Raw genomic sequence first — 17,421 nt, 5'->3', positions numbered from 1 at the left:
TCAGTAGTTGACCTGGACGGTCACGGTGTCGAGGTAGGCGCCAGGCGTCACGTTGACGCTCGCGACCGTGGCCCACACGGGGATCGTCTGAGCCGCGCCGGTGCCGGTGCCGGCCACGCCATTGCCGACCGCGACGGGCGTGGCGGTGTTGCCCCAGATCGGACCGGTGGCGCTCACCGAGCGCAGTTGGTAGGCGATGGTGTCGGGGCCCGCCACGACGGGGCTCATCACGCCGGCGCCAGTGGTGTTGTTGTTCGAGGGCAGCAGGCCGATGTTGTAGGGCGTCGACTTGGAGCAGGTCACACTGATGTTGTTGCTGGCGGACAGAGCGGTGGCGGTGGAAGCGACCGAGCCGAAATCGATGTTCGATGCCGCACCTGCCGTGACCGAGCAGGCCTTGGTCACGGTAATGAGGACCTGAAACGTGGAGGTGGCCGTTGCGGCTACCGCCGCGCTGGTGGCCATGGCTGCAAGGACGGCGGCAACGATAAGGGAAGGTTTTTTCATGAGGAATGCCTACAGATGTAAGTAAGACGGAACTCTTGGTGAATCGAACGGGAAATGAAGTCCAAAGTTCACAACCTTGGAAGTGTGAATTTTAGTTAACAATTAGAAGAAAGGGTGTGAGAGTGTTACGTAAAGCGTAGGAGCTGTACTCTTCTCGTTGCGTTTTTGCAGACTTCCGTGACTTTTGTTACGAAATTCAGGCGCGCTAGCGCGGGTTTTCCAGGCGTCGCGTCGCCCGCCCGCCACGCCTCCCCAAACCGGTGCACCCGCACTGGCACGTCGCTTGCATAACCTGACCACTTGCTCTGATTAAGCGGTCAAACACACCATGCGCGTGCTCGTCGTCTACTGCCACCCGGTCGAAACCAGCTTCCACGCCGCCCTGCACCAGGAGGTGCTGAAGAACCTGCGCGCCGCCGGGCACGAGGTGGACGACTGCGACCTTTACGCCGAGGGCTTCAACCCGGTGCTGTCGCGCGAGGAGCGGCTGGGCTACCACGACGTGCCAGCCAACCAGCTGCCGCTGAAGCCCTACGTGGAGCGGCTGCAATGGGCCGAGGGCATCGTGTTCTGCTTTCCGACCTGGTGCTTCGGGCTGCCGGCGATGCTCAAGGGCTACTTCGACCGGCTCTTCATGCCGGGCGTGGCCTTCGATATCAGCGACCCGGCAAACGTGAAGCCGATGCTCACGCACATCAAACGCATCAGCGCCGTCGTCACCTACGGCCGGCCACGCTGGATGGCGATGTACATGGGCGATCCGCCGCGAAAGATCGTCACGCGGTACATGCTGCGGCTCACTGGCAGGCGCGCCAAGGTGGACTACCACGCCCACTACCACATGAACATCGCGACCGAGCCCCAGCTCAAGCGCTTCATGGCGCGCGTGGGGCAAGCGATGGCGCGTTTCGCATGAACGCTCCCTCGCTCCTCGACAACGTGCGGCTACCGCGCTGGCTGCTGCCCACGGACTGGCCGTTGCGCGACGGCGTGCCCGTGCTGGCGCGCATTGCGCTCGAAGCCGGCCGCGTGCAATCGGTGCAACCCGCCACAGCCGCAGCGCCGCCGTCAGCCTGGAACCTCGCCGGCACGCTGGCCCTGCCCGGCTTCGTCGACGCCCACACCCACCTCGACAAGGCCTTCACCCTGCCGCGCATGAAGCGGGTGCAGCCCGGCCTGCTCGGCGCCATCGACGCGATGCTGGCCGACCGCGTGCACTGGACGCCCGCCGACGTGCGCGAGCGCGCCTCGCGCGGCCTGCAATGGGCCTGGGAATGCGGCACCACGCACCTGCGCACGCATGTCGACTGGTGGGAGCCCGACTCGGTGCCGATGGCCTGGCCCGTGATGGCCGAACTGGCGCAGGAATGGGCCGGCAGGGTGCGGCTCGAACAGGTGAGCCTCATCAAGCTGCCGCTGTTCGAAGACGCTGCGCAGGCGATGCGTCTTGCCAAGCAGGTCAAGGCCACGGGGCCGCACGCGCTGCTCGGCGGCTTCGTGCACTCCACCAACTGGAGCGAGAACGCGCTGCGCAACCTGCTGGTGTCGGCGCAGACCTGTGACCTCGACATCGATCTGCACGTCGACGAAGAACTCAACTCCTCGGCGGTCGGCCTGCAGACCACGGCGCGCATCCTGCGCGAGATCGGCTACGAAGGCCGCGTGGTCTGCGGACACATCTGCGCGCTCGCCGCCCAGCCCGAGGCGCAGGCCTTCGCCACGCTCGATGCGGTGGCGCGCGCGCCGATCACGGTTGTCTCGCTGCCCGCCACCAACCTGCTGCTGCAGGACGCCGTCACCGGCCGCACGCCGCGCCAACGCGGCATCACGCTGGTGAAGGAAGCGCGCGAGCGCGGCATTCCGCTGCTCTTCGCCAGCGACAACGTGCAAGACCCCTTCTGCCGCCTCGGCAGTTTCGATCCCGTCGAAGCGCTGGGCACGGCCGCACTGGTGGCGCAGCTCGACGAGCCCTTCGACACCTGGTCGCAGGCACTGTGCCGCAGCGACTGGCTGCATCGCGCCCCCGCGCCCGCCACGCCCACGCTGGTCGGCCGCGCCGCCGACCTGGTGCTGTTCACGCAGGCCGACCGCCATGGCTGGCCTTCGCGCACCGCCACCCGCGTGGTGCTGCGCGATGGCCGCGTGACGCACGGCGACGCAACGCCCTTCCTTCCCCGGTAACGAACGAACGCACAAGGATTCCCATGCTCCACGGCTACATCCCGCCCCACCGCTTCCTGCCCTACCTGAGCTGGACCGAAATCGCCGCGCTGCCCGACCGCGAGAACACCGTCATCGTGCTGCCCTGCGGCGCCATCGAGCAGCACGGGCCGCACCTGCCGTGCTCGGTCGACAGCGTGATCTGCTCGGGCGTGATGGGCAAGGCACTGGAAAAGCTGCCCGCCGAGGTGCGCGCCTTCGCGCTGCCGACCATCACGTATGGCAAGTCGGAAGAGCATCTGCACTTTCCCGGCACCATGACGCTCACGGGCACCACGCTGCTGTCGACGGTGATCGAGATCGGCGAGTCGGTGTACCGCTCGGGCTTTCGCAAGCTGCTGTTCGCCAACGGCCACGGCGGCCAGCCGCAGGTGCTGGAAATGGCAGCGCGCGAGCTGCGCCTGCGCCACGGCGACTTCGTGATCGTGCCGCACGGCGTGTCGCGACTGCCGAGTGCGGCGAGCAAGCAAGTGAGCGAGCAGGAGAAGAAGCTCGCGATGCACGCCGGCCATTCCGAGACTGCGCTGATGCTCGCGCTTGCGCCCGACACGGTGCACATGGAGCGCGCGGTCGCCAACTTTCCGCCGCCCTTCCCGATCAAGCTGCTGTCGGCCGATGGCCGCCCGGCCTGCGCATGGACCGCGCGCGACTTCGGCCCCAGCGGCGTGATCGGCGACCCGACCACGGCCACGCGCGAACAGGGCGAAGCCATTCTCGACACGCTCTCCGACAGCTGGGTGCAGGCACTGACCGAGCTGTACGCGCTGCGCTGGGTCGTGCGCGAAGAAGCCACCTGGGAGCGCGGCCATCAGCAGGGCTTCATCCAGCAGAGCTTCGAACCGGCCTGAGATGGGCCTGAGCCTGCTTCTTGCATCGACTACTTCGCCTTTTCTTCATTTCACCCAGCCTACGAGAGGTCTCCCATGCGCTCCTTCGCACTGTCCCTGGCCGGCGCCGCCGCCATCGCCTTCCTCGCCGCCGCGCCCGCGCAGGCCGAGGACAAGTTCACCTACATGACCAACTGGTACGCACAGGCCGAGCACGGCGGCTTCTATCAGGCAGTGGCGCAGGGCATCTACAAGAAGTACGGCCTCGACGTGACCATCAAGATGGGCGGCCCGCAGGTCAACATCACGCAAATGATGGCTGCCGGGCAGGCCGACTGCATCATGGGTTCGAGCGACATCCAGATGATGCAGGTGCGCGAAGGCGGCGTGCCGGTGGTCAACGTGGCGGCCTTCTTCCAGAAAGATCCGCAGGTGCTGATCGCGCACGACGACGTGAAGAAGTTCGAGGACCTGAAGGGCAAGACGCTGCTCATTGGTGCGCAGGCCCAGCGCGGCTACTGGCCGTGGCTGAAGGCCAAGTTCGGCTTCACCGACGAACAAACGCGCCCCTACACCTTCAACATCCAGCCCTTCGTGGCGGACAAGAACACCGCGCAGCAGGGCTACCTGACCTCCGAGCCCTACGCCATCCAGAAGGCCGGCGTGAAGAGCACGGTGCTGATGTTCAGCGACCACGGCTTTCCGGCCTACGCGACCACCGTGTCGTGCATGGATAAAACGGTGAAGGAGCGCAGCAAGCAGGTCGCCGCGTTCGTGAAGGCCTCGGCCGAGGGCTGGAAGAGCTACCTCGCCGACCCGGCGCCCGCCAACGCGCTCATCAAGAAAGACAACCCCAACATGACCGACGACCAGCTGGCCTACAGCGTGGCCAAGCTCAAGGAGATGGGCATGGTCACCGGCGGCGACGCGGCCAAGCTCGGCATCGGCGTGATGACGGATGCACGCTCCAAGGCGAGCTACGACTTCCTCGTGACCGCGAAGCTGCTCGACCCGGCCAAGGTGGAGCTCGCCAAGACCTACACGACCGAGTTCGTGAAAGACGCCAAGGTCCTGCCCTGAGCCTTCCTTTCTCCATGAATCGCATCGAACCCCACACCCTCGCGCCACCGACGGCGCCTGCCGTGCCCGCGGTGGAAGTGCTCTCGGCCGAGAAGACCTACCCCAACGGCACGCAGGCGCTGCTGCCGGTGGACCTGTCGATCGCCGAGGGCGAATTCGTCACGCTGCTGGGCCCCTCGGGCTGCGGCAAGAGCACGCTGCTGAAGATGGTGGCGGGCATGCTCGAACCCAGCGACGGCAGGCTGCTGGTGTGGCGCAGGCCCGTGGCGCAGCTTCACGATTGCCCGCACAAGCTGTCGTTCGTGTTCCAGTCGCCCACGCTGATGCCTTGGGCCAGCGTGCGGACCAACGTGCGCCTGCCGCTTGACCTGGCCGGCGTGCCGCGCAAGGAGGCCGACGCGCGGGTGATGGAATCGCTCGCACTCGTGGGGCTCGAGAAGTTTGCCGATGCGCTGCCGCGCGCGCTCTCTGGCGGCATGCAGATGCGCGTGTCGATTGCGCGCGGCCTCGTCACGCAGCCCGACCTGCTGCTGATGGACGAGCCTTTCGGCGCGCTCGACGAAATCACGCGCCACAAGCTCGACGCCGACCTGCTGGAGCTGTGGCGCAAGAAGAAGCTCACGGTGATCTTCGTGACGCACTCGATCCACGAGGCAGTGTTCCTGTCGAGCCGCGTGGTGATGATGGCCGCGCGGCCGGGCCGCGTGGTGGAAGAGTTCCACATCGACGAACCTTATCCGCGCAGCGCCGACTTCATGGTGACGCCCGAGTTCGCGCGCTACGCCAAGCGGCTGCAGGACAGCCTGCTGCGCGCCAGCAGCGCCGACGAGGAGACCCCGCGATGACGAAAGCGAAAGCCACGCCCCTGCTGAACCAGCCGCGCGTGCAGCGCGTGCTCTACCCGGTGCTGATCGGCGTGGTGCTGGTCGCGCTGTGGCAATGGATGGTGGTGGCGATGGAGCTGCCGCCCTACCTGGTGCCCTCGCCCTACCTGATGATGCAGACGCTGGTGACCGACTGGGCGCCGCTGGGCAATGCGCTACTGGTCACGCTGAAGATCACGGTGCTGTCGTTCCTTCTGGCCACGGTGGCGGGCGTGCTGATCTCGTTCCTGTTCGTGCAGAGCAAGCGCATCGAGACCGCGCTCTTTCCGTACGCGGTGCTGCTTCAGGTGACGCCCATCGTGGCGGTGGCGCCGCTGATCATCATCTGGGTGAAGAACCCGGTGGCGGCCATGACGGTGTGCGCGGCGCTGGTGGCGCTGTTCCCGATCATCAGCAACACCACGCTGGGCCTGCGCAGCATCGACCCCGACCTGCAGAGCTACTTCAAGCTGAACCGCGCGACGCGCTGGCAGCAGCTGGTGCGCTTGCGCATTCCTAGCGCGCTGCCGTACTTCTTCGGTGGACTGCGCATCTCAAGCGGCCTGGCGCTCATCGGTGCTGTGGTGGCGGAGTTCGTGGCCGGCACGGGCGGCTCGGGCGCGGGGCTGGCGTACCAGATCCTGCAGGCGGGCTTCCAGCTGAACATTCCGCGCATGTTCGCGGCCCTGCTGCTGATTTCCCTCACCGGCGTCGCGCTCTTCGTGCTGATGGCCTGGCTGACCAAGCTGGCGCTGGGCTCGTGGCATGCGAGCGAACTTTCCCAGGATTGAACCTTGACCATGAATGCTCCCACCCTCACGCTCGACAGCGCCATCGAGCAGTTGCTGCTCGAACTGCCCGATCTCGACTGGATCACCGATGAAAGCCGCGTCACGCGGCTCTCGCAAGACTTCTCGTGGTTCAGCCCCGTGCTCACGCGCCAGTTGAAAGACAAGCGCGCCGACGTGGTCGTGCGCCCGCGCACCGAGGAAGAGATTCGCGCGGTGGTCGGCGCCTGCGCGCGCCGCTGCGTGCCGATCACCATCCGCGGCAGCGGCACCGGCAACTACGGCCAGACCACGCCGCTGGCCGGTGGCGTGGTGCTCGACATGACGGGCTACAACACCTGCCTGTGGGTGCGGCCCGGCGTGGCGCGCGCGCAGGCCGGCATCCGCCTGGGCGAACTGGAAAAGCAGACGAAGCCCACGGGGCAGGAGATGCGCTGCGTGCCCTCGACCTACCGCAGTGCGACGCTGGGCGGCCTGTTCGGCGGCGGCTTCGGTGGCGTGGGCTCGATCAACTATGGGCCGCTGGGTGCGTCCGGCAATGTGCTCGGCATTCGCGCGATGACCATCGAGGCCGAGCCGCAGGTGGTTGAACTGCGCGGCGCCGAAGCGATGCGCATGCACCACCTGTGGGGCACCAACGGCCTCGTGCTGGAGCTGGAAATTGCGCTGGCGCCCGCACATCCGTGGCTCGAAACGCTGGTGACTTTCGACGACTTCGAGAACGCGCTGAACTTCGCGGACAAGCTGGCGCATGCGCCGGGCATCATCAAGCGCGGCATCTCGTTCTTTGCCGCGCCGATCTCCGACCACCTCGCGCAGCTGGCCGCGCACCTGCCGAAGGGCTGCCACACGGTGCTGTCGCTGGTGGCCGAATCGAGCGAGCCCGCGATGATGCTGCTGGTGGAAGCGCACGGCGGCACCGTGAGCTACCGCAAGACGGCCGACGAGGTGCAGAAGAGCAACCGCACGCTGATGGAGTTCACCTGGAACCACACGACGCTGCACGCGCTGAAGATCGACCCGACGCTGACCTATTTGCAGAGCGGGTTCATTCCAGGCAGGCACGTCGAGCAGGTCATCGAGATGGAAAAGCTGCTGGGCGGCGAGGTGATGATGCACATTGAGTTCCTGCGCAACGTGGCGGGGCTCATGACCTGCAGCGGGCTGCAGCTGGTGCGCTTCAGCACCGAGGAGCGGCTGAACGAGATCATCCGCATCCATCGCGAGCACGACGTGCACATCAACAACCCGCACGTGAATATCGTGGAAGACGGCAAGGCCGGCGGACCGTTGCCGCCCGAAGTCATCGCGGTGAAGAAACGCTTCGATCCGATGGGCCTGCTGAACCCGGGCAAGCTGCGCGACTGGCCGGTGAAGGCTGCGCCAGCGGCCTGAGATTCAGCGCCGGCGGCGGCCTTGCACGAAGGCTGCTGCCACGATGGCCATTGCCAATATCCACAGCGGCCAGAGGCCGAAGGGCGCCACCCAGCGCGCATAGGGCGTGAGGCCCCGTCGGCCTTCGACGCTGGCTTCGAGCACGCCGCGCGTGAGGCGCGGCAGCTCGTGCGTTACATGGCCTTCGGCGTCGATCACGACCGTGGCGCCGGTGTTGGTGGAGCGCACCATCGGCCGCGCGAACTCGAGGGCGCGCATGCGCGAGATCGACAAGTGCTCGTCGATGGCGACCGAGTCGCCGAACCACGCGATGTTGCTCACGTTGAGCAGGATGGTGGGCGCAGTGGCCTCATCGCGGAAGTTCGCGCCGATCTCATCGCCGAACAAGTCTTCGTAGCAGATGTTCGGCGCGATGCGCTGGCCCTGCCAGACGAAAGGCGCCTGCGCGAGCCCGCCGCGCTCGAAGTCGCCGAGCGGGATGTTCATCATCTGGATGAACCAGCGGAAGCCCAGCGGAATGAACTCGCCGAAAGGCACCAGGTGGTGCTTGCTGTACGTGTAGGGCTGTGCGGCACCGGGCTGGAAGCCGAGCACCGAATTGCTGTAGCTGCCCTGGCCGCCCATCGGCAGGCCGACGATGGCGGCCTGCGTGCCCTGGCTGTAGCGCGCCTGGATCGCATCGAGGTAGCCGGCCGGCAACTGCTGCGGCAGCAGCGGCAAGGCGGTCTCGGGCGTCACGACGAGCGAGGCCCTGGCATCGCGCAGTTGCTCGCCGTACCAGCGCAGCGCGGTCTCGATGCCACCGCCGGGAATGAACTTTTCGTCCTGCGGGATGTTGCCTTGCAGGAGCGCGACCTGGAGCTTGCCAGTCGAACCCTTGGCGCCCTGAACGTCGCCATTCAGTGGTGGCACCAGATGCGGCACCGCGAACACCAGCGCGATCAGCACCAGTCCCTGCGCCATCTCCAAGCCGCGAACAGGTCGATGCAGTGCGACCAACGCAACGACCAGCGCCGCCACTGCACCGATGCCGTAGACACCGACCCACGGCGCGAGCGCGGCCAGCGGACCTTCGACATGCGCATAGCCACCGGCGCCCCACGGAAAGCCCGTGAACCAGCTGCCGCGCACAAGCTCGGCCAGCGTCCACAGCGCCGCGAAGACGAGCGCACCAGTCACCCGCCCTTTCGGCCCGCGCACAACGAACCAGGCAGCAGCAACCGCGTAGTACAGCCCCAGCGCCGCGGCCAGCGCCAGCACGGCGATGGCCGCAAGCGGCGCAGGCAGCCCGCCGTAGGTGTGCATCGAAATGAAGAGCCACCAGAAGCTGCCGGTGAGCCAGGTGGTGGAGAACAGCCAGCCATGCAGGCCAGCCCGGCGCCAGCCCGCGCCCTGCGCGCGCAGGCCGTCGAGCAGCCAGACGAACACACCGAGCGACAGCAATTGCAGCCACCACAGCGGCTTGCCGCCCACGGGCGAAGCCATCGAAAGCGCCTGCGCGAGCCCGGCGACACCGAAGCCGAGCAGGCGGAACAGGTTGGCGGAAGAGGATGCCGGCGCGCCGCGCATCAGTCGGCCGCGTCGCCGCCGCGGGCCGGGGACACCTTGAACCAGCGCACCGCGCCGCCCTTGGTGTGCAGCACCACGAAGTCGAAGCCGCCGATCGCATGGTGCTCGCCGCGCTTGGGCACGTGGCCCATCTCGTGCGCGATCAGGCCGCCGATGGTGTCGAAGTCTTCGCTGAGCTGTTCTTCGTCGAACACGATGCCGAAGGCCTCGGCCACGCGCTCGATGGGCGTGTCGCCCGAGACGCGGTAGGTGTGGTCGGCAAGGCCGAAGATGTCGCCCTCGTCTTCGGCGATGTCGAACTCGTCCTCGATCTCGCCGACGATCTGCTCGAGCACGTCCTCGATGGTGATGAGGCCCGCGACACGGCCGAACTCGTCGATGACGATGGCCAGGTGGTTGCGGTTGCCGCGGAACTCGCGCAGCAGATCATTCAGGCCCTTGCTCTCGGGCACGAAGGTGGCCGGACGCAGCAGGGCGCGGATGTTCAGGCCCGGCGCGCGCTGCAGCTTGAGCAGGTCTTTCGCGAGCAGGATGCCGATGATGTTTTCTTTTTCGCCCTCGTACACCGGGAAGCGCGAGTGCGCGGTGTCGATGATGAGGTGCAGCAGTGCATCGAACGGCGCGTCGATGTTCACCAGGTCCATGCGCGGCGCGGCGACCATGACGTCGCCGGCGGTCATGTCGGCCATGCGCAGCACGCCTTCGAGCATCACGCGCGACTCTGCGCCGATCACCTCGTTGTCCTCGGCGTCCGCCAGGGTTTCGATCAGCTCGTCGCGCGAGTCGGGACCGGGGTGGATGAATTCGGCGAGCTTCTGGAGAAAGCCGCGCTTGTCTTCCCGTTCAACGGGAGCGCGTTCAGGGTGAGGGTCGGCCACTGCGGGAGGGCTTAGTTGAGGAGGGACAAGGATACCGGATTGCGTGTGACACGCTCTACCCCACGGCCGGCATAAGCCAGTTGGGGGCGCCCCGCTCCCTCAGGGGGCGGATTTCTTGCGGGCGTCGCGCATGCCGCTGCGCACTTCCTGCAGGCTGGCCAGGAAGGCCCAGAACTGCTTGGCGCGGCTCTTGAGCGCGAAGTCGACCGCGGCGTAGTGCTCCAGGGCGATTTCGCTCATGCGGCTGTCGAAGGTAGCGCTGGGCAGCTCGAGGTGAGCCTCGGCTTCGGAGCCGCTGCGCACCACGGTGGCGCCGGCGTTGCGGGCGATCTTCAGCATGGCGGCGTTTTCGCTCAGCGCATGAATGAAGAGCATGCCCACGCCTTCGTTGCGGGCCACGACCACGGCGCGCTCGAACAGGCGGGCGCCGTAGCCGCGGCCGCGGGCGTGCGCCGAGACCGACACGCCGAATTCGGCGCAGTCGCTGTGCTCATCGCCGGGCGCGAAGGCCAGGTGCGCCATAGCGATCAGGTCGAGGCGGCGGTTGTAGATGCCGAAGAGCTCGTCGCGCTCGAAGTCGAGGCTGTCGACGTAGCGCTGGACCTGTTCGTCGGCCGCCGCATAGCCGAAGCGCAGGTAGCGATCGTGCGGGGTGAGTTCGAGCAGGTGGCGGGCGATGCGCTCCCGTTCGCGCGGGCCGATCGAGCGGATCGGCACCATGACGGGTTGAGGCGCGCTGACGGCGCGTGGTTGCGCTTCAACCATCGGCGCTTTCAGGAAAGAGCCGAGGCCGAGAGACGCTTTGAGAAGGGTCTTGGCGGTGAGCATGACCCAAATGTAAGGGTTTTCCCTTAAACAACAAGTCCACAAGGTCAATCGCGGGACACATTCGTGAACCAGTACCGAGGGACGTGGCGCTCACGCAACCAGATGTAGCTAAACCGGCACAGCTGTTGTGGCTTTGACACGGTCCAGAACGAAGCTGGTCTTGCAGTCTTCCACGCTAGGGTGCTTGAGCAGGGTGTCCATGATGAATCGGCTGTAGTGGGCCATGTCGGCCACCACGACGCGCAGCAGGTAGTCCATGTCGCCGGTGAGCGCGGCGCATTCGACCACCTCGGGCCAGGTCTGCACGCTGGCGCGAAACAGGTCCATCGGGTTGCGCTTGTGGGTCTCGGTGTGCTTTTCGAGCCGCACGTTGAGGTAGGCGGTCAGCCCCAGGCCGATGGCTTCGGGCTGGACCAGGGCCACGTAGCGGTCGATCACGCGGTGCTCTTCCAGCCGCTTGACCCGCCGCAGCACGGCGCTGGGCGACAGGCTCACCTGCTCCGCGATCTGGTCGTAGGTTGCACGGCCGTCTGCTTGCAGCGTGCGCAAAATCATCCTATCAATCTTGTCCAGAGCTTCCATTTCATCATTCTTGCAGTTTTACTGCGCAAGAGCCACCATGAGCGCCCGGAAACGCAGAAAACCTGAGAGGCATCCACCCTACATTGCATGACCGGCCGATTTAGCGCCTTATTCATTCAATCCCCACCCACCGGAGACCGCACATGAGCCAAGCCGACGCACCCGCCTTCACGCCCTGGGAGAACCCCATGGGCACCGACGGCTTCGAATTCATCGAGTACGCGGCACCCGATCCGGTCGCCATGGGCAAGGTGTTCGAGCGCATGGGCTTCAAGGCCGTGGCCAAGCACCGCCACAAGAACGTGCTGCTGTACCGCCAGGGCACGATCAACTTCATCCTGAACGCGGAGCCCGATTCCTTCGCGCAGAAGTTCGCACGCGAGCACGGTCCGAGCGTGTGCGCCATCGCCTTCCGCGTGCAGGACGCCAAGCAAGCCTACGAACGCGCCACGGCACTCGGCGCGTGGGGTTTTGCCGACAAGGCCGGTCCTGGCGAACTGAACATTCCCGCCATCAAGGGCATCGGCGACAGCCTGATCTACCTGGTGGACCGCTGGCCCGGCAAGAACGGCGCGAAGCCCGGCGACATCGGCAACATCGGCTTCTACGACGTCGACTTCGAGGCGTTGCCCGGCGTTGCGCCGGAACAGGCGCTTTCGCCGTTCGGCAACGGCCTGACCTACATCGACCACCTGACGCACAACGTGTATCGCGGCCGCATGAACGTCTGGGCCGGCTTCTACGAAAAGCTCTTCAACTTCCGCGAGATCAAATACTTCGACATCGAAGGCCAGGTGACGGGCGTGAAGAGCAAGGCCATGACCAGCCCCTGCGGCAAGATCCGCATCCCGATCAACGAAGAGGGCAAGGAACAAGCTGGCCAGATCCAGGAATATCTGGACATGTACCGAGGCGAAGGCATCCAGCACATCGCGATGGGCTCGGACGACCTCTACAGCACGGTCGACGCGCTGCGCACCAATGGCGTGACGCTGCTCGACACCATCGACACGTACTACGAGCTGGTCGACAAGCGCATCCCCGGCCACGGCGAGAGCGTGGAAGAGCTGCAAAAGCGCAAGATTCTGATCGACGGCAAGAAGGACGCGCTGTTGCTGCAGATTTTCAGCGAGAACCAGCTGGGCCCGATCTTCTTCGAGTTCATCCAGCGCAAGGGCGACGACGGCTTCGGCAACGGCAACTTCAAGGCGCTGTTCGAGAGCATCGAGCTCGACCAGATGCGCCGCGGCGTGCTGAGCGCCGCAAAATAAGGGCCCCTTCCCTTATTGCTTCTGGAGCCCGCATGCGCAGCTGTACGTCTTCAATCGGTTTGACCTTCATCGCGGCAGCTGCCGCCGTTCTTTCGGGTTGTGCCATGGCACCGGCGGCCGCGCCGGTGGCCGGCTCGCACCTGGACACGGTGCAGAAGGCCGCGGTGCTGCGCATCTGCACGCCGGGCGACTACAAGCCCTTCAGCTTCCAGAAGACGGACGGCGCATTCGAGGGCATCGACGTCGACCTGATGACTGGCTTCAGCGCCAGCCTCGGCGCGAAGCCCGAGTGGGTCAAGACCACCTGGGCCAACCTGCTGCCCGACCTGAGCGCCGGCAAGTGCGACATCGCCGTGGGCGGCGTGTCGGTCACTACCGACAGGCAGAAGCGCGCCTTCTTCAGCGCGCCCTACATGGTCAACGGCAAGACGCCCATTGCGCGCTGCGCCGACGTGTCCAAATACCAGAGCGTGGCCGCCATCGACAAGCCGTCGGTGCGCGTCATCTTCAACCCGGGCGGCAGCAACGAACGCTTCGCCCGGACCAATTTCAAGCAGGCCAAGCTCACGCTGCACGGCGAGAACGTGACGATCTTCGACGAGATCCTCGCCAACCGCGCGGATGTGTTCGTGACCGAAGCGGCCGAGGCCATCACACAGCAGAAGCTCAAGCCGGGCCTGTGCGCGATCAACCCCGACAAGCCGCTGCAGTACGGCGAAATGGCCTGGATGCTGCCGCGCGACGACGTGGCCTTCAAGTCGTATGTCGACCAATGGCTGCACCTGCAGCAAGCCGGCGGCGACTTCCAGCGCACGATGGACCGCTGGCTCAAGTAACTCAAGATTCGATCTCATGGAAACCCCTGCCGCTGTTGTCACCCCCGCCGTCTACGGCGCCTCGGACCGGCCGCCCCGCGGCGACTACTCGCGCGGCGGCGCGGTGCTGGCCGACTACACCTGCCCGCAGGACTGGGCCAGCTATACGGAGGCCGATCACGACACGTACCGCCGGCTCTATGAGCGCCAGGCAGCGCAATTGCCCGGGCTGGCCTGCGACGCCTTCATCAAGGCACTGCCTTCGCTCGGCGTGAAGGACCGCATCCCGCGCTTCGAGGAACTCAACGAACGGCTGCACCGCGCAACGGGCTGGGAGATCGTGGCGGTGCCGGGGCTGATTCCGGAGCTGCCGTTCTTCACGCTGCTCGCGAACCGCAAGTTTCCGGTGACGGACTGGATCCGCAAGCCCGAAGAGTTCGACTACATCGTCGAGCCCGACGTGTTCCATGACCTGTTCGGCCACGTGCCGATGCTGTTCGACCCGACCTTCGCCGACTACGTGCAGCGCTACGGTGCAGGTGGCATCAAGGCGCATGAGCTTGGCGCCGGCGAGAAGCTCGCGCGGCTCTACTGGTACACGGTGGAGTTCGGGCTGATCCGCCAGCCAGACGGCCTTCGTGCCTACGGCGCCGGCATCCTGAGCTCAGTGGGCGAACTGAAGCACGCGGTGCTCAGCGACGAGCCGCGCCGGCTGCCGCTGAACCTGCTACGCACCATGCGCACGCGCTACAAGATCGACACCTACCAGGCCAATTACTTCGTGATCGACAGCTTCGCCCAACTGTTCGACTTCACGGCGCCTGACTTCACGCCGTTGTACGAGTCGCTGAAGGTCGAGTCCGACATCGAGGCTGGGGTACTGCTGCCGGGCGAATCGGGCAAGGCCTGAATTTTCGAAGGGTTTTCAGTCGCCGCGCAGCTATCGCGCGTGCGACAGCGCACACCCGCTCCCTAGGACAAGCCCGCTGGCGGCGGAGGCGCACTGCCTCCCACAATCCGCGCCAAAGGAGCTTGCATGCAGACAACATCCGCGCAACAAAACTATCCGGCCGGCGTACCGCACGAAATTCATCCCGAGCAGTACCGTTCATTGCCTCACATGTTCGACGAGGCCTTCGGCCGTTATGCCGATCGGCCGTTCTCGGTCTGCATGGAGCGCTGGATGTCTTACGGGGAGCTCGACACGCTGTCGAAGGCGATGGGCGCCTGGCTGCAATCGCGCGGGCTCGAGCCTGGTGCACGCGTGGCGATCATGCTGCCCAACATTCCGCAGTTTGCGGTCACCATGTGCGGCGTGCTGCGTGCGGGCTATACCTGCGTCAACGTCAATCCGCTGTACACGGCGCGGGAGCTGGAACATCAGCTGAAGGACTCCGGGGCAACGGCCATCGTCATCCTCGAGAACTTTGCGGCAACGCTTGAAAAGGTGATCGAGCGCACGCCCGTGAAGCACGTGGTCATGACGTCGATGGGCGACTTGCTGGGCGGGTTGTATGGCGCGTGGATCACTGTGGCGGTGCGCCATCTGGCGAAGCTCGTGCCGGCCTACAAGTTGCCGTTGAGCGATGGGCGTGCGGTCACTCCGTTCACCCAGGCGATCTCCGAGGGGCGCGGCCGCACGCTGGGGCCCGATCAGAGCACACTCGATTCGATCGCGTTCCTGCAGTACACGGGCGGCACGACTGGCCTGTCGAAGGGCGCGGTCCTGACCCATCGCAACATCGTCGCAGCAACGCTGCAAGCCGAGGCCTGGTTCACGCCGGCGCTATCGCGCGCCGGTGACCTCGCGAAGGTCAACAGCATTGCGGCGCTGCCGCTGTATCACATCTTCGCGCTGACGCTGTGCCTGCTGGTGATCCGCCAGGGCTCGCACATGACGCTGATTCCGAACCCGCGGGACTTCAACAAGTTCATCGCTGTGCTGAAGAAGCGACCGTTCCACATGCTGCCGGCAGTGAACACGCTGTTCAATGCGCTGCTGATGCACCCCGAGTTCAAATCGATCGACTTCTCGACGCTGTTCGTTTCGCAGGCGGGCGGCATGGCGGCCTCGGAAGGCACGGCGCGCAAGTGGTTCGAGGCTACCGGCTGTCCGATGATCGAAGGCTGGGGCATGAGCGAGACCTGCGCGATCGGGACCAACAATCCTGTGTCGAACACCAAGTTCACCGGGACGATCGGACTGCCGTTGCCCAGCATTGAGATCGCGATCAAGGACGATGACGGGAATTCGCTGCCGATCGGCCAGTCTGGCGAGCTCTGCATCAAGGGGCCGAATGTGATGACGGGCTATTACAACCAGCCCGCCGAGACTGCGGCGGCCTTCACCGCCGACGGCTTCATGCGCACTGGCGACATCGCCGTGATGCAGGAAGACGGCTACAGCCGCATCGTCGATCGCAAGAAAGACATGATTCTGGTGAGCGGCTTCAACGTGTTCCCGAACGAGCTCGAGAACGTGATCTCGCTGTGCCCTGGCGTTGTGGAATGCGCGGCGGTGGGTGTGCCTGATGAGAAGCAGGGCGAGGCCATCAAGGTCTTCGTGGTCCGCAGGGATCCGACGCTGACCGAAGACGCCGTGCTCCAGTACTGCCACTCGCAGCTCACGGGCTACAAGCGGCCGAAGCACATCGAGTTCCGGGAATCGCTGCCGAAAACCAATGTAGGGAAGATCCTGCGCCGCGAACTTCGCACCGCTGCGATCGCCTGAATGAGCCATTCGTCGGCGAGCGCCGGGCTGCCGGCGAATGTCATCGTGTTCGAGCGAGGGTGGTTGTCTTCGAATAACGTCCTGTTCGTGGGCGATGAAGAGACGGCTGTGGTCGATACGGGGTATGCGACGCATGCCGATCAGACCTTGGCCTTGGTTGAATCAGTGCTGGAGAAACGGCCGCTTGATCGGATTCTGAATACGCATCTTCACAGCGACCACTGCGGGGGGAACGCGGCGCTGCAGGCGCGCTATCCGTTGGCTCGTACTGAGATTCCGCCAGGCGAGGCTGCGCTGGTGGAGAGTTGGGATCAGCGCGGCCTAAGTTTCCTGGCGACGGGGCAGACATGCCCACGGTTTCGCTTTACGGGACTGCTGCGGCCAGGAACGGAATGCGTGCTCGGGGACAAACCGTGGCAGGTGCATGCTGCGCCAGGCCACGATCCGCATTCGGTCATTCTGTTCGACGCGGAATCACGGACGCTGATTTCTGCAGATGCCCTGTGGGAGAACGGATTTGGCATTGCGTTTCCCGAGCTGGCCGGCGAACCGTCGTTCGAAGATGTGGGCGCGACGCTGGATCTGATCGGCGAGCTCAGGCCGCAACAAGTGATTCCTGGACATGGCGCTGCCTTCGACGATGTCGACAAGGCCTTGTCCGTTGCGCGTCGACGGCTCGACGGCTTGCAGCGCGATCCAGTGAAACACGCACGTCACGCCATCAAGGTGTTGATGAAGTTCAAGCTGCTGGAGGTGCAATCGATCTCTGTCGTGGATTGGAATGCCTGGTTGCGGGGCACCGCTTATCTTGAAGCCATTCGATCGCGCTTTTTCGGCGCTGTTGATTTGGATCAATTGACCAGAGATATCTTGGCGGAATTGGTTGCCGCAGGCGCAGCTGAGATGAGCATTTCAGGTATTCGCAATACCTAATTCGCTTCCTGATTGCGTTCCCCCAAAGCAAAAACCCCCAGTCAATGCTGACTGGGGGTTTCTGGGCTGTAAGAGCCTGACGATGACCTACTTTCACACGGGAACCCGCACTATCATCGGCGCTGACGCGTTTC

The 17,421-nt window shown here is 65.2% G+C and carries 17 protein-coding genes; 12 read left to right on the top strand and 5 right to left on the bottom strand.

Features of this window, described 5'->3' with window-relative positions:
- On the bottom strand, positions 1-507 hold the full coding sequence (locus tag ACSFCA_RS32205; RefSeq protein ID WP_258352732.1) for a Csu type fimbrial protein: 507 nt from the start codon (positions 505-507) through the stop codon (positions 1-3).
- A 328-nt stretch (positions 508-835) separates the two neighbouring features.
- Here ACSFCA_RS32205 and ACSFCA_RS32200 point away from each other — a divergent pair, with 328 nt between their 5' ends.
- The 7 genes from ACSFCA_RS32200 (at position 836) to ACSFCA_RS32170 (ending at position 7,680) form a co-directional block, all read left to right on the top strand.
- Positions 836-1,423: an NAD(P)H-dependent oxidoreductase gene (locus ACSFCA_RS32200; RefSeq protein ID WP_435462397.1), complete on the top strand. Its 588-nt coding sequence runs from the start codon at positions 836-838 to the stop codon at positions 1,421-1,423.
- Positions 1,420-2,688 carry an amidohydrolase family protein gene (locus tag ACSFCA_RS32195; protein ID WP_435462398.1) on the top strand — a complete coding sequence of 423 codons (1,269 nt, stop codon included), beginning with the start codon at positions 1,420-1,422 and terminating at the stop codon, positions 2,686-2,688. Before ACSFCA_RS32200 ends, ACSFCA_RS32195 begins: the two co-directional genes overlap by 4 nt.
- A gap of 23 nt (positions 2,689-2,711) precedes the next feature.
- Positions 2,712-3,575: a creatininase family protein gene (locus ACSFCA_RS32190; protein WP_435462399.1), complete on the top strand. Its 864-nt coding sequence runs from the start codon at positions 2,712-2,714 to the stop codon at positions 3,573-3,575.
- 75 nt (positions 3,576-3,650) lie between these two features.
- A complete protein-coding gene (locus ACSFCA_RS32185) occupies positions 3,651-4,634 on the top strand; it encodes an ABC transporter substrate-binding protein (protein WP_093059838.1) in 984 nt (327 codons plus the stop codon).
- Positions 4,635-4,648: 14 nt separating this feature from the next.
- Positions 4,649-5,479 (top strand): ABC transporter ATP-binding protein, encoded by an 831-nt coding sequence (locus ACSFCA_RS32180; RefSeq protein WP_435462400.1) that lies wholly within the window; start codon positions 4,649-4,651, stop codon positions 5,477-5,479.
- The gene (locus ACSFCA_RS32175) at positions 5,476-6,288 is read left to right on the top strand and encodes an ABC transporter permease (protein WP_258352726.1); all 813 of its coding nucleotides are present in this window, start codon (positions 5,476-5,478) and stop codon (positions 6,286-6,288) included. The genes ACSFCA_RS32180 and ACSFCA_RS32175 overlap by 4 nt, the downstream gene beginning before the upstream one ends.
- Before the next feature lie 9 nt (positions 6,289-6,297).
- Entirely contained in the window at positions 6,298-7,680 is a 1,383-nt protein-coding gene (locus tag ACSFCA_RS32170; protein ID WP_435462401.1) for an FAD-binding oxidoreductase, read from the top strand.
- Positions 7,681-7,683: 3 nt separating this feature from the next.
- Here ACSFCA_RS32170 and lnt read toward each other — a convergent pair whose 3' ends face one another.
- From lnt to ACSFCA_RS32150, 4 genes are all read right to left on the bottom strand, one after another.
- Positions 7,684-9,249, bottom strand: coding sequence for an apolipoprotein N-acyltransferase (gene lnt, locus ACSFCA_RS32165; RefSeq protein WP_258352724.1), 1,566 nt, complete (start codon positions 9,247-9,249; stop codon positions 7,684-7,686).
- Entirely contained in the window at positions 9,249-10,127 is an 879-nt protein-coding gene (locus tag ACSFCA_RS32160) for an HlyC/CorC family transporter (protein ID WP_007836122.1), read from the bottom strand. Before ACSFCA_RS32160 ends, lnt begins: the two co-directional genes overlap by 1 nt.
- 99 nt (positions 10,128-10,226) lie before the next feature.
- Positions 10,227-10,955, bottom strand: a complete 729-nt coding sequence (locus ACSFCA_RS32155) for a GNAT family N-acetyltransferase (RefSeq protein WP_093059830.1) — start codon at positions 10,953-10,955, stop codon at positions 10,227-10,229.
- 108 nt (positions 10,956-11,063) lie between these two features.
- Positions 11,064-11,537: an Lrp/AsnC family transcriptional regulator gene (locus ACSFCA_RS32150; RefSeq protein ID WP_093059828.1), complete on the bottom strand. Its 474-nt coding sequence runs from the start codon at positions 11,535-11,537 to the stop codon at positions 11,064-11,066.
- Between the two features lie 143 nt (positions 11,538-11,680).
- On the opposite strand from ACSFCA_RS32150, the gene hppD reads away from it, so the two are divergent.
- From hppD to ACSFCA_RS32125, 5 genes are all read left to right on the top strand, one after another.
- Positions 11,681-12,808 carry a 4-hydroxyphenylpyruvate dioxygenase gene (gene hppD, locus ACSFCA_RS32145; protein WP_093059826.1) on the top strand — a complete coding sequence of 376 codons (1,128 nt, stop codon included), beginning with the start codon at positions 11,681-11,683 and terminating at the stop codon, positions 12,806-12,808.
- Between the two features lie 32 nt (positions 12,809-12,840).
- Positions 12,841-13,644: a transporter substrate-binding domain-containing protein gene (locus tag ACSFCA_RS32140; protein ID WP_435462402.1), complete on the top strand. Its 804-nt coding sequence runs from the start codon at positions 12,841-12,843 to the stop codon at positions 13,642-13,644.
- A gap of 16 nt (positions 13,645-13,660) precedes the next feature.
- A complete protein-coding gene (phhA, locus tag ACSFCA_RS32135; protein ID WP_435462403.1) occupies positions 13,661-14,533 on the top strand; it encodes a phenylalanine 4-monooxygenase in 873 nt (290 codons plus the stop codon).
- A gap of 126 nt (positions 14,534-14,659) precedes the next feature.
- Positions 14,660-16,354 (top strand): AMP-binding protein, encoded by a 1,695-nt coding sequence (locus tag ACSFCA_RS32130; RefSeq protein WP_435462404.1) that lies wholly within the window; start codon positions 14,660-14,662, stop codon positions 16,352-16,354.
- Entirely contained in the window at positions 16,355-17,287 is a 933-nt protein-coding gene (locus ACSFCA_RS32125; protein ID WP_258352720.1) for an MBL fold metallo-hydrolase, read from the top strand. It abuts the gene before it with no gap.
- Positions 17,288-17,421 lie beyond the last annotated feature (134 nt).

This window comes from Variovorax multivorans, assembly GCF_051216835.1.
In the GTDB taxonomy this organism is placed as follows: Bacteria; Pseudomonadota; Gammaproteobacteria; order Burkholderiales; family Burkholderiaceae_C; genus Variovorax.
Note: the sequence above shows the minus strand (reverse complement) of the source record. Positions and strands in the feature narration are given on the sequence as shown.

Coding starts and splice junctions, on each gene's coding strand:
- ACSFCA_RS32205 (WP_258352732.1), bottom strand. CDS start 507: ATGAAAAAACCTTCCCTTATCGTTGCCGCCGTCCTTGCAGCCATGGCC.
- ACSFCA_RS32200 (WP_435462397.1), top strand. CDS start 836: ATGCGCGTGCTCGTCGTCTACTGCCACCCGGTCGAAACCAGCTTCCAC.
- ACSFCA_RS32195 (WP_435462398.1), top strand. CDS start 1,420: ATGAACGCTCCCTCGCTCCTCGACAACGTGCGGCTACCGCGCTGGCTG.
- ACSFCA_RS32190 (WP_435462399.1), top strand. CDS start 2,712: ATGCTCCACGGCTACATCCCGCCCCACCGCTTCCTGCCCTACCTGAGC.
- ACSFCA_RS32185 (WP_093059838.1), top strand. CDS start 3,651: ATGCGCTCCTTCGCACTGTCCCTGGCCGGCGCCGCCGCCATCGCCTTC.
- ACSFCA_RS32180 (WP_435462400.1), top strand. CDS start 4,649: ATGAATCGCATCGAACCCCACACCCTCGCGCCACCGACGGCGCCTGCC.
- ACSFCA_RS32175 (WP_258352726.1), top strand. CDS start 5,476: ATGACGAAAGCGAAAGCCACGCCCCTGCTGAACCAGCCGCGCGTGCAG.
- ACSFCA_RS32170 (WP_435462401.1), top strand. CDS start 6,298: ATGAATGCTCCCACCCTCACGCTCGACAGCGCCATCGAGCAGTTGCTG.
- lnt (WP_258352724.1), bottom strand. CDS start 9,249: ATGCGCGGCGCGCCGGCATCCTCTTCCGCCAACCTGTTCCGCCTGCTC.
- ACSFCA_RS32155 (WP_093059830.1), bottom strand. CDS start 10,955: ATGCTCACCGCCAAGACCCTTCTCAAAGCGTCTCTCGGCCTCGGCTCT.
- ACSFCA_RS32150 (WP_093059828.1), bottom strand. CDS start 11,537: ATGGAAGCTCTGGACAAGATTGATAGGATGATTTTGCGCACGCTGCAA.
- hppD (WP_093059826.1), top strand. CDS start 11,681: ATGAGCCAAGCCGACGCACCCGCCTTCACGCCCTGGGAGAACCCCATG.
- ACSFCA_RS32140 (WP_435462402.1), top strand. CDS start 12,841: ATGCGCAGCTGTACGTCTTCAATCGGTTTGACCTTCATCGCGGCAGCT.
- phhA (WP_435462403.1), top strand. CDS start 13,661: ATGGAAACCCCTGCCGCTGTTGTCACCCCCGCCGTCTACGGCGCCTCG.
- ACSFCA_RS32130 (WP_435462404.1), top strand. CDS start 14,660: ATGCAGACAACATCCGCGCAACAAAACTATCCGGCCGGCGTACCGCAC.
- ACSFCA_RS32125 (WP_258352720.1), top strand. CDS start 16,355: ATGAGCCATTCGTCGGCGAGCGCCGGGCTGCCGGCGAATGTCATCGTG.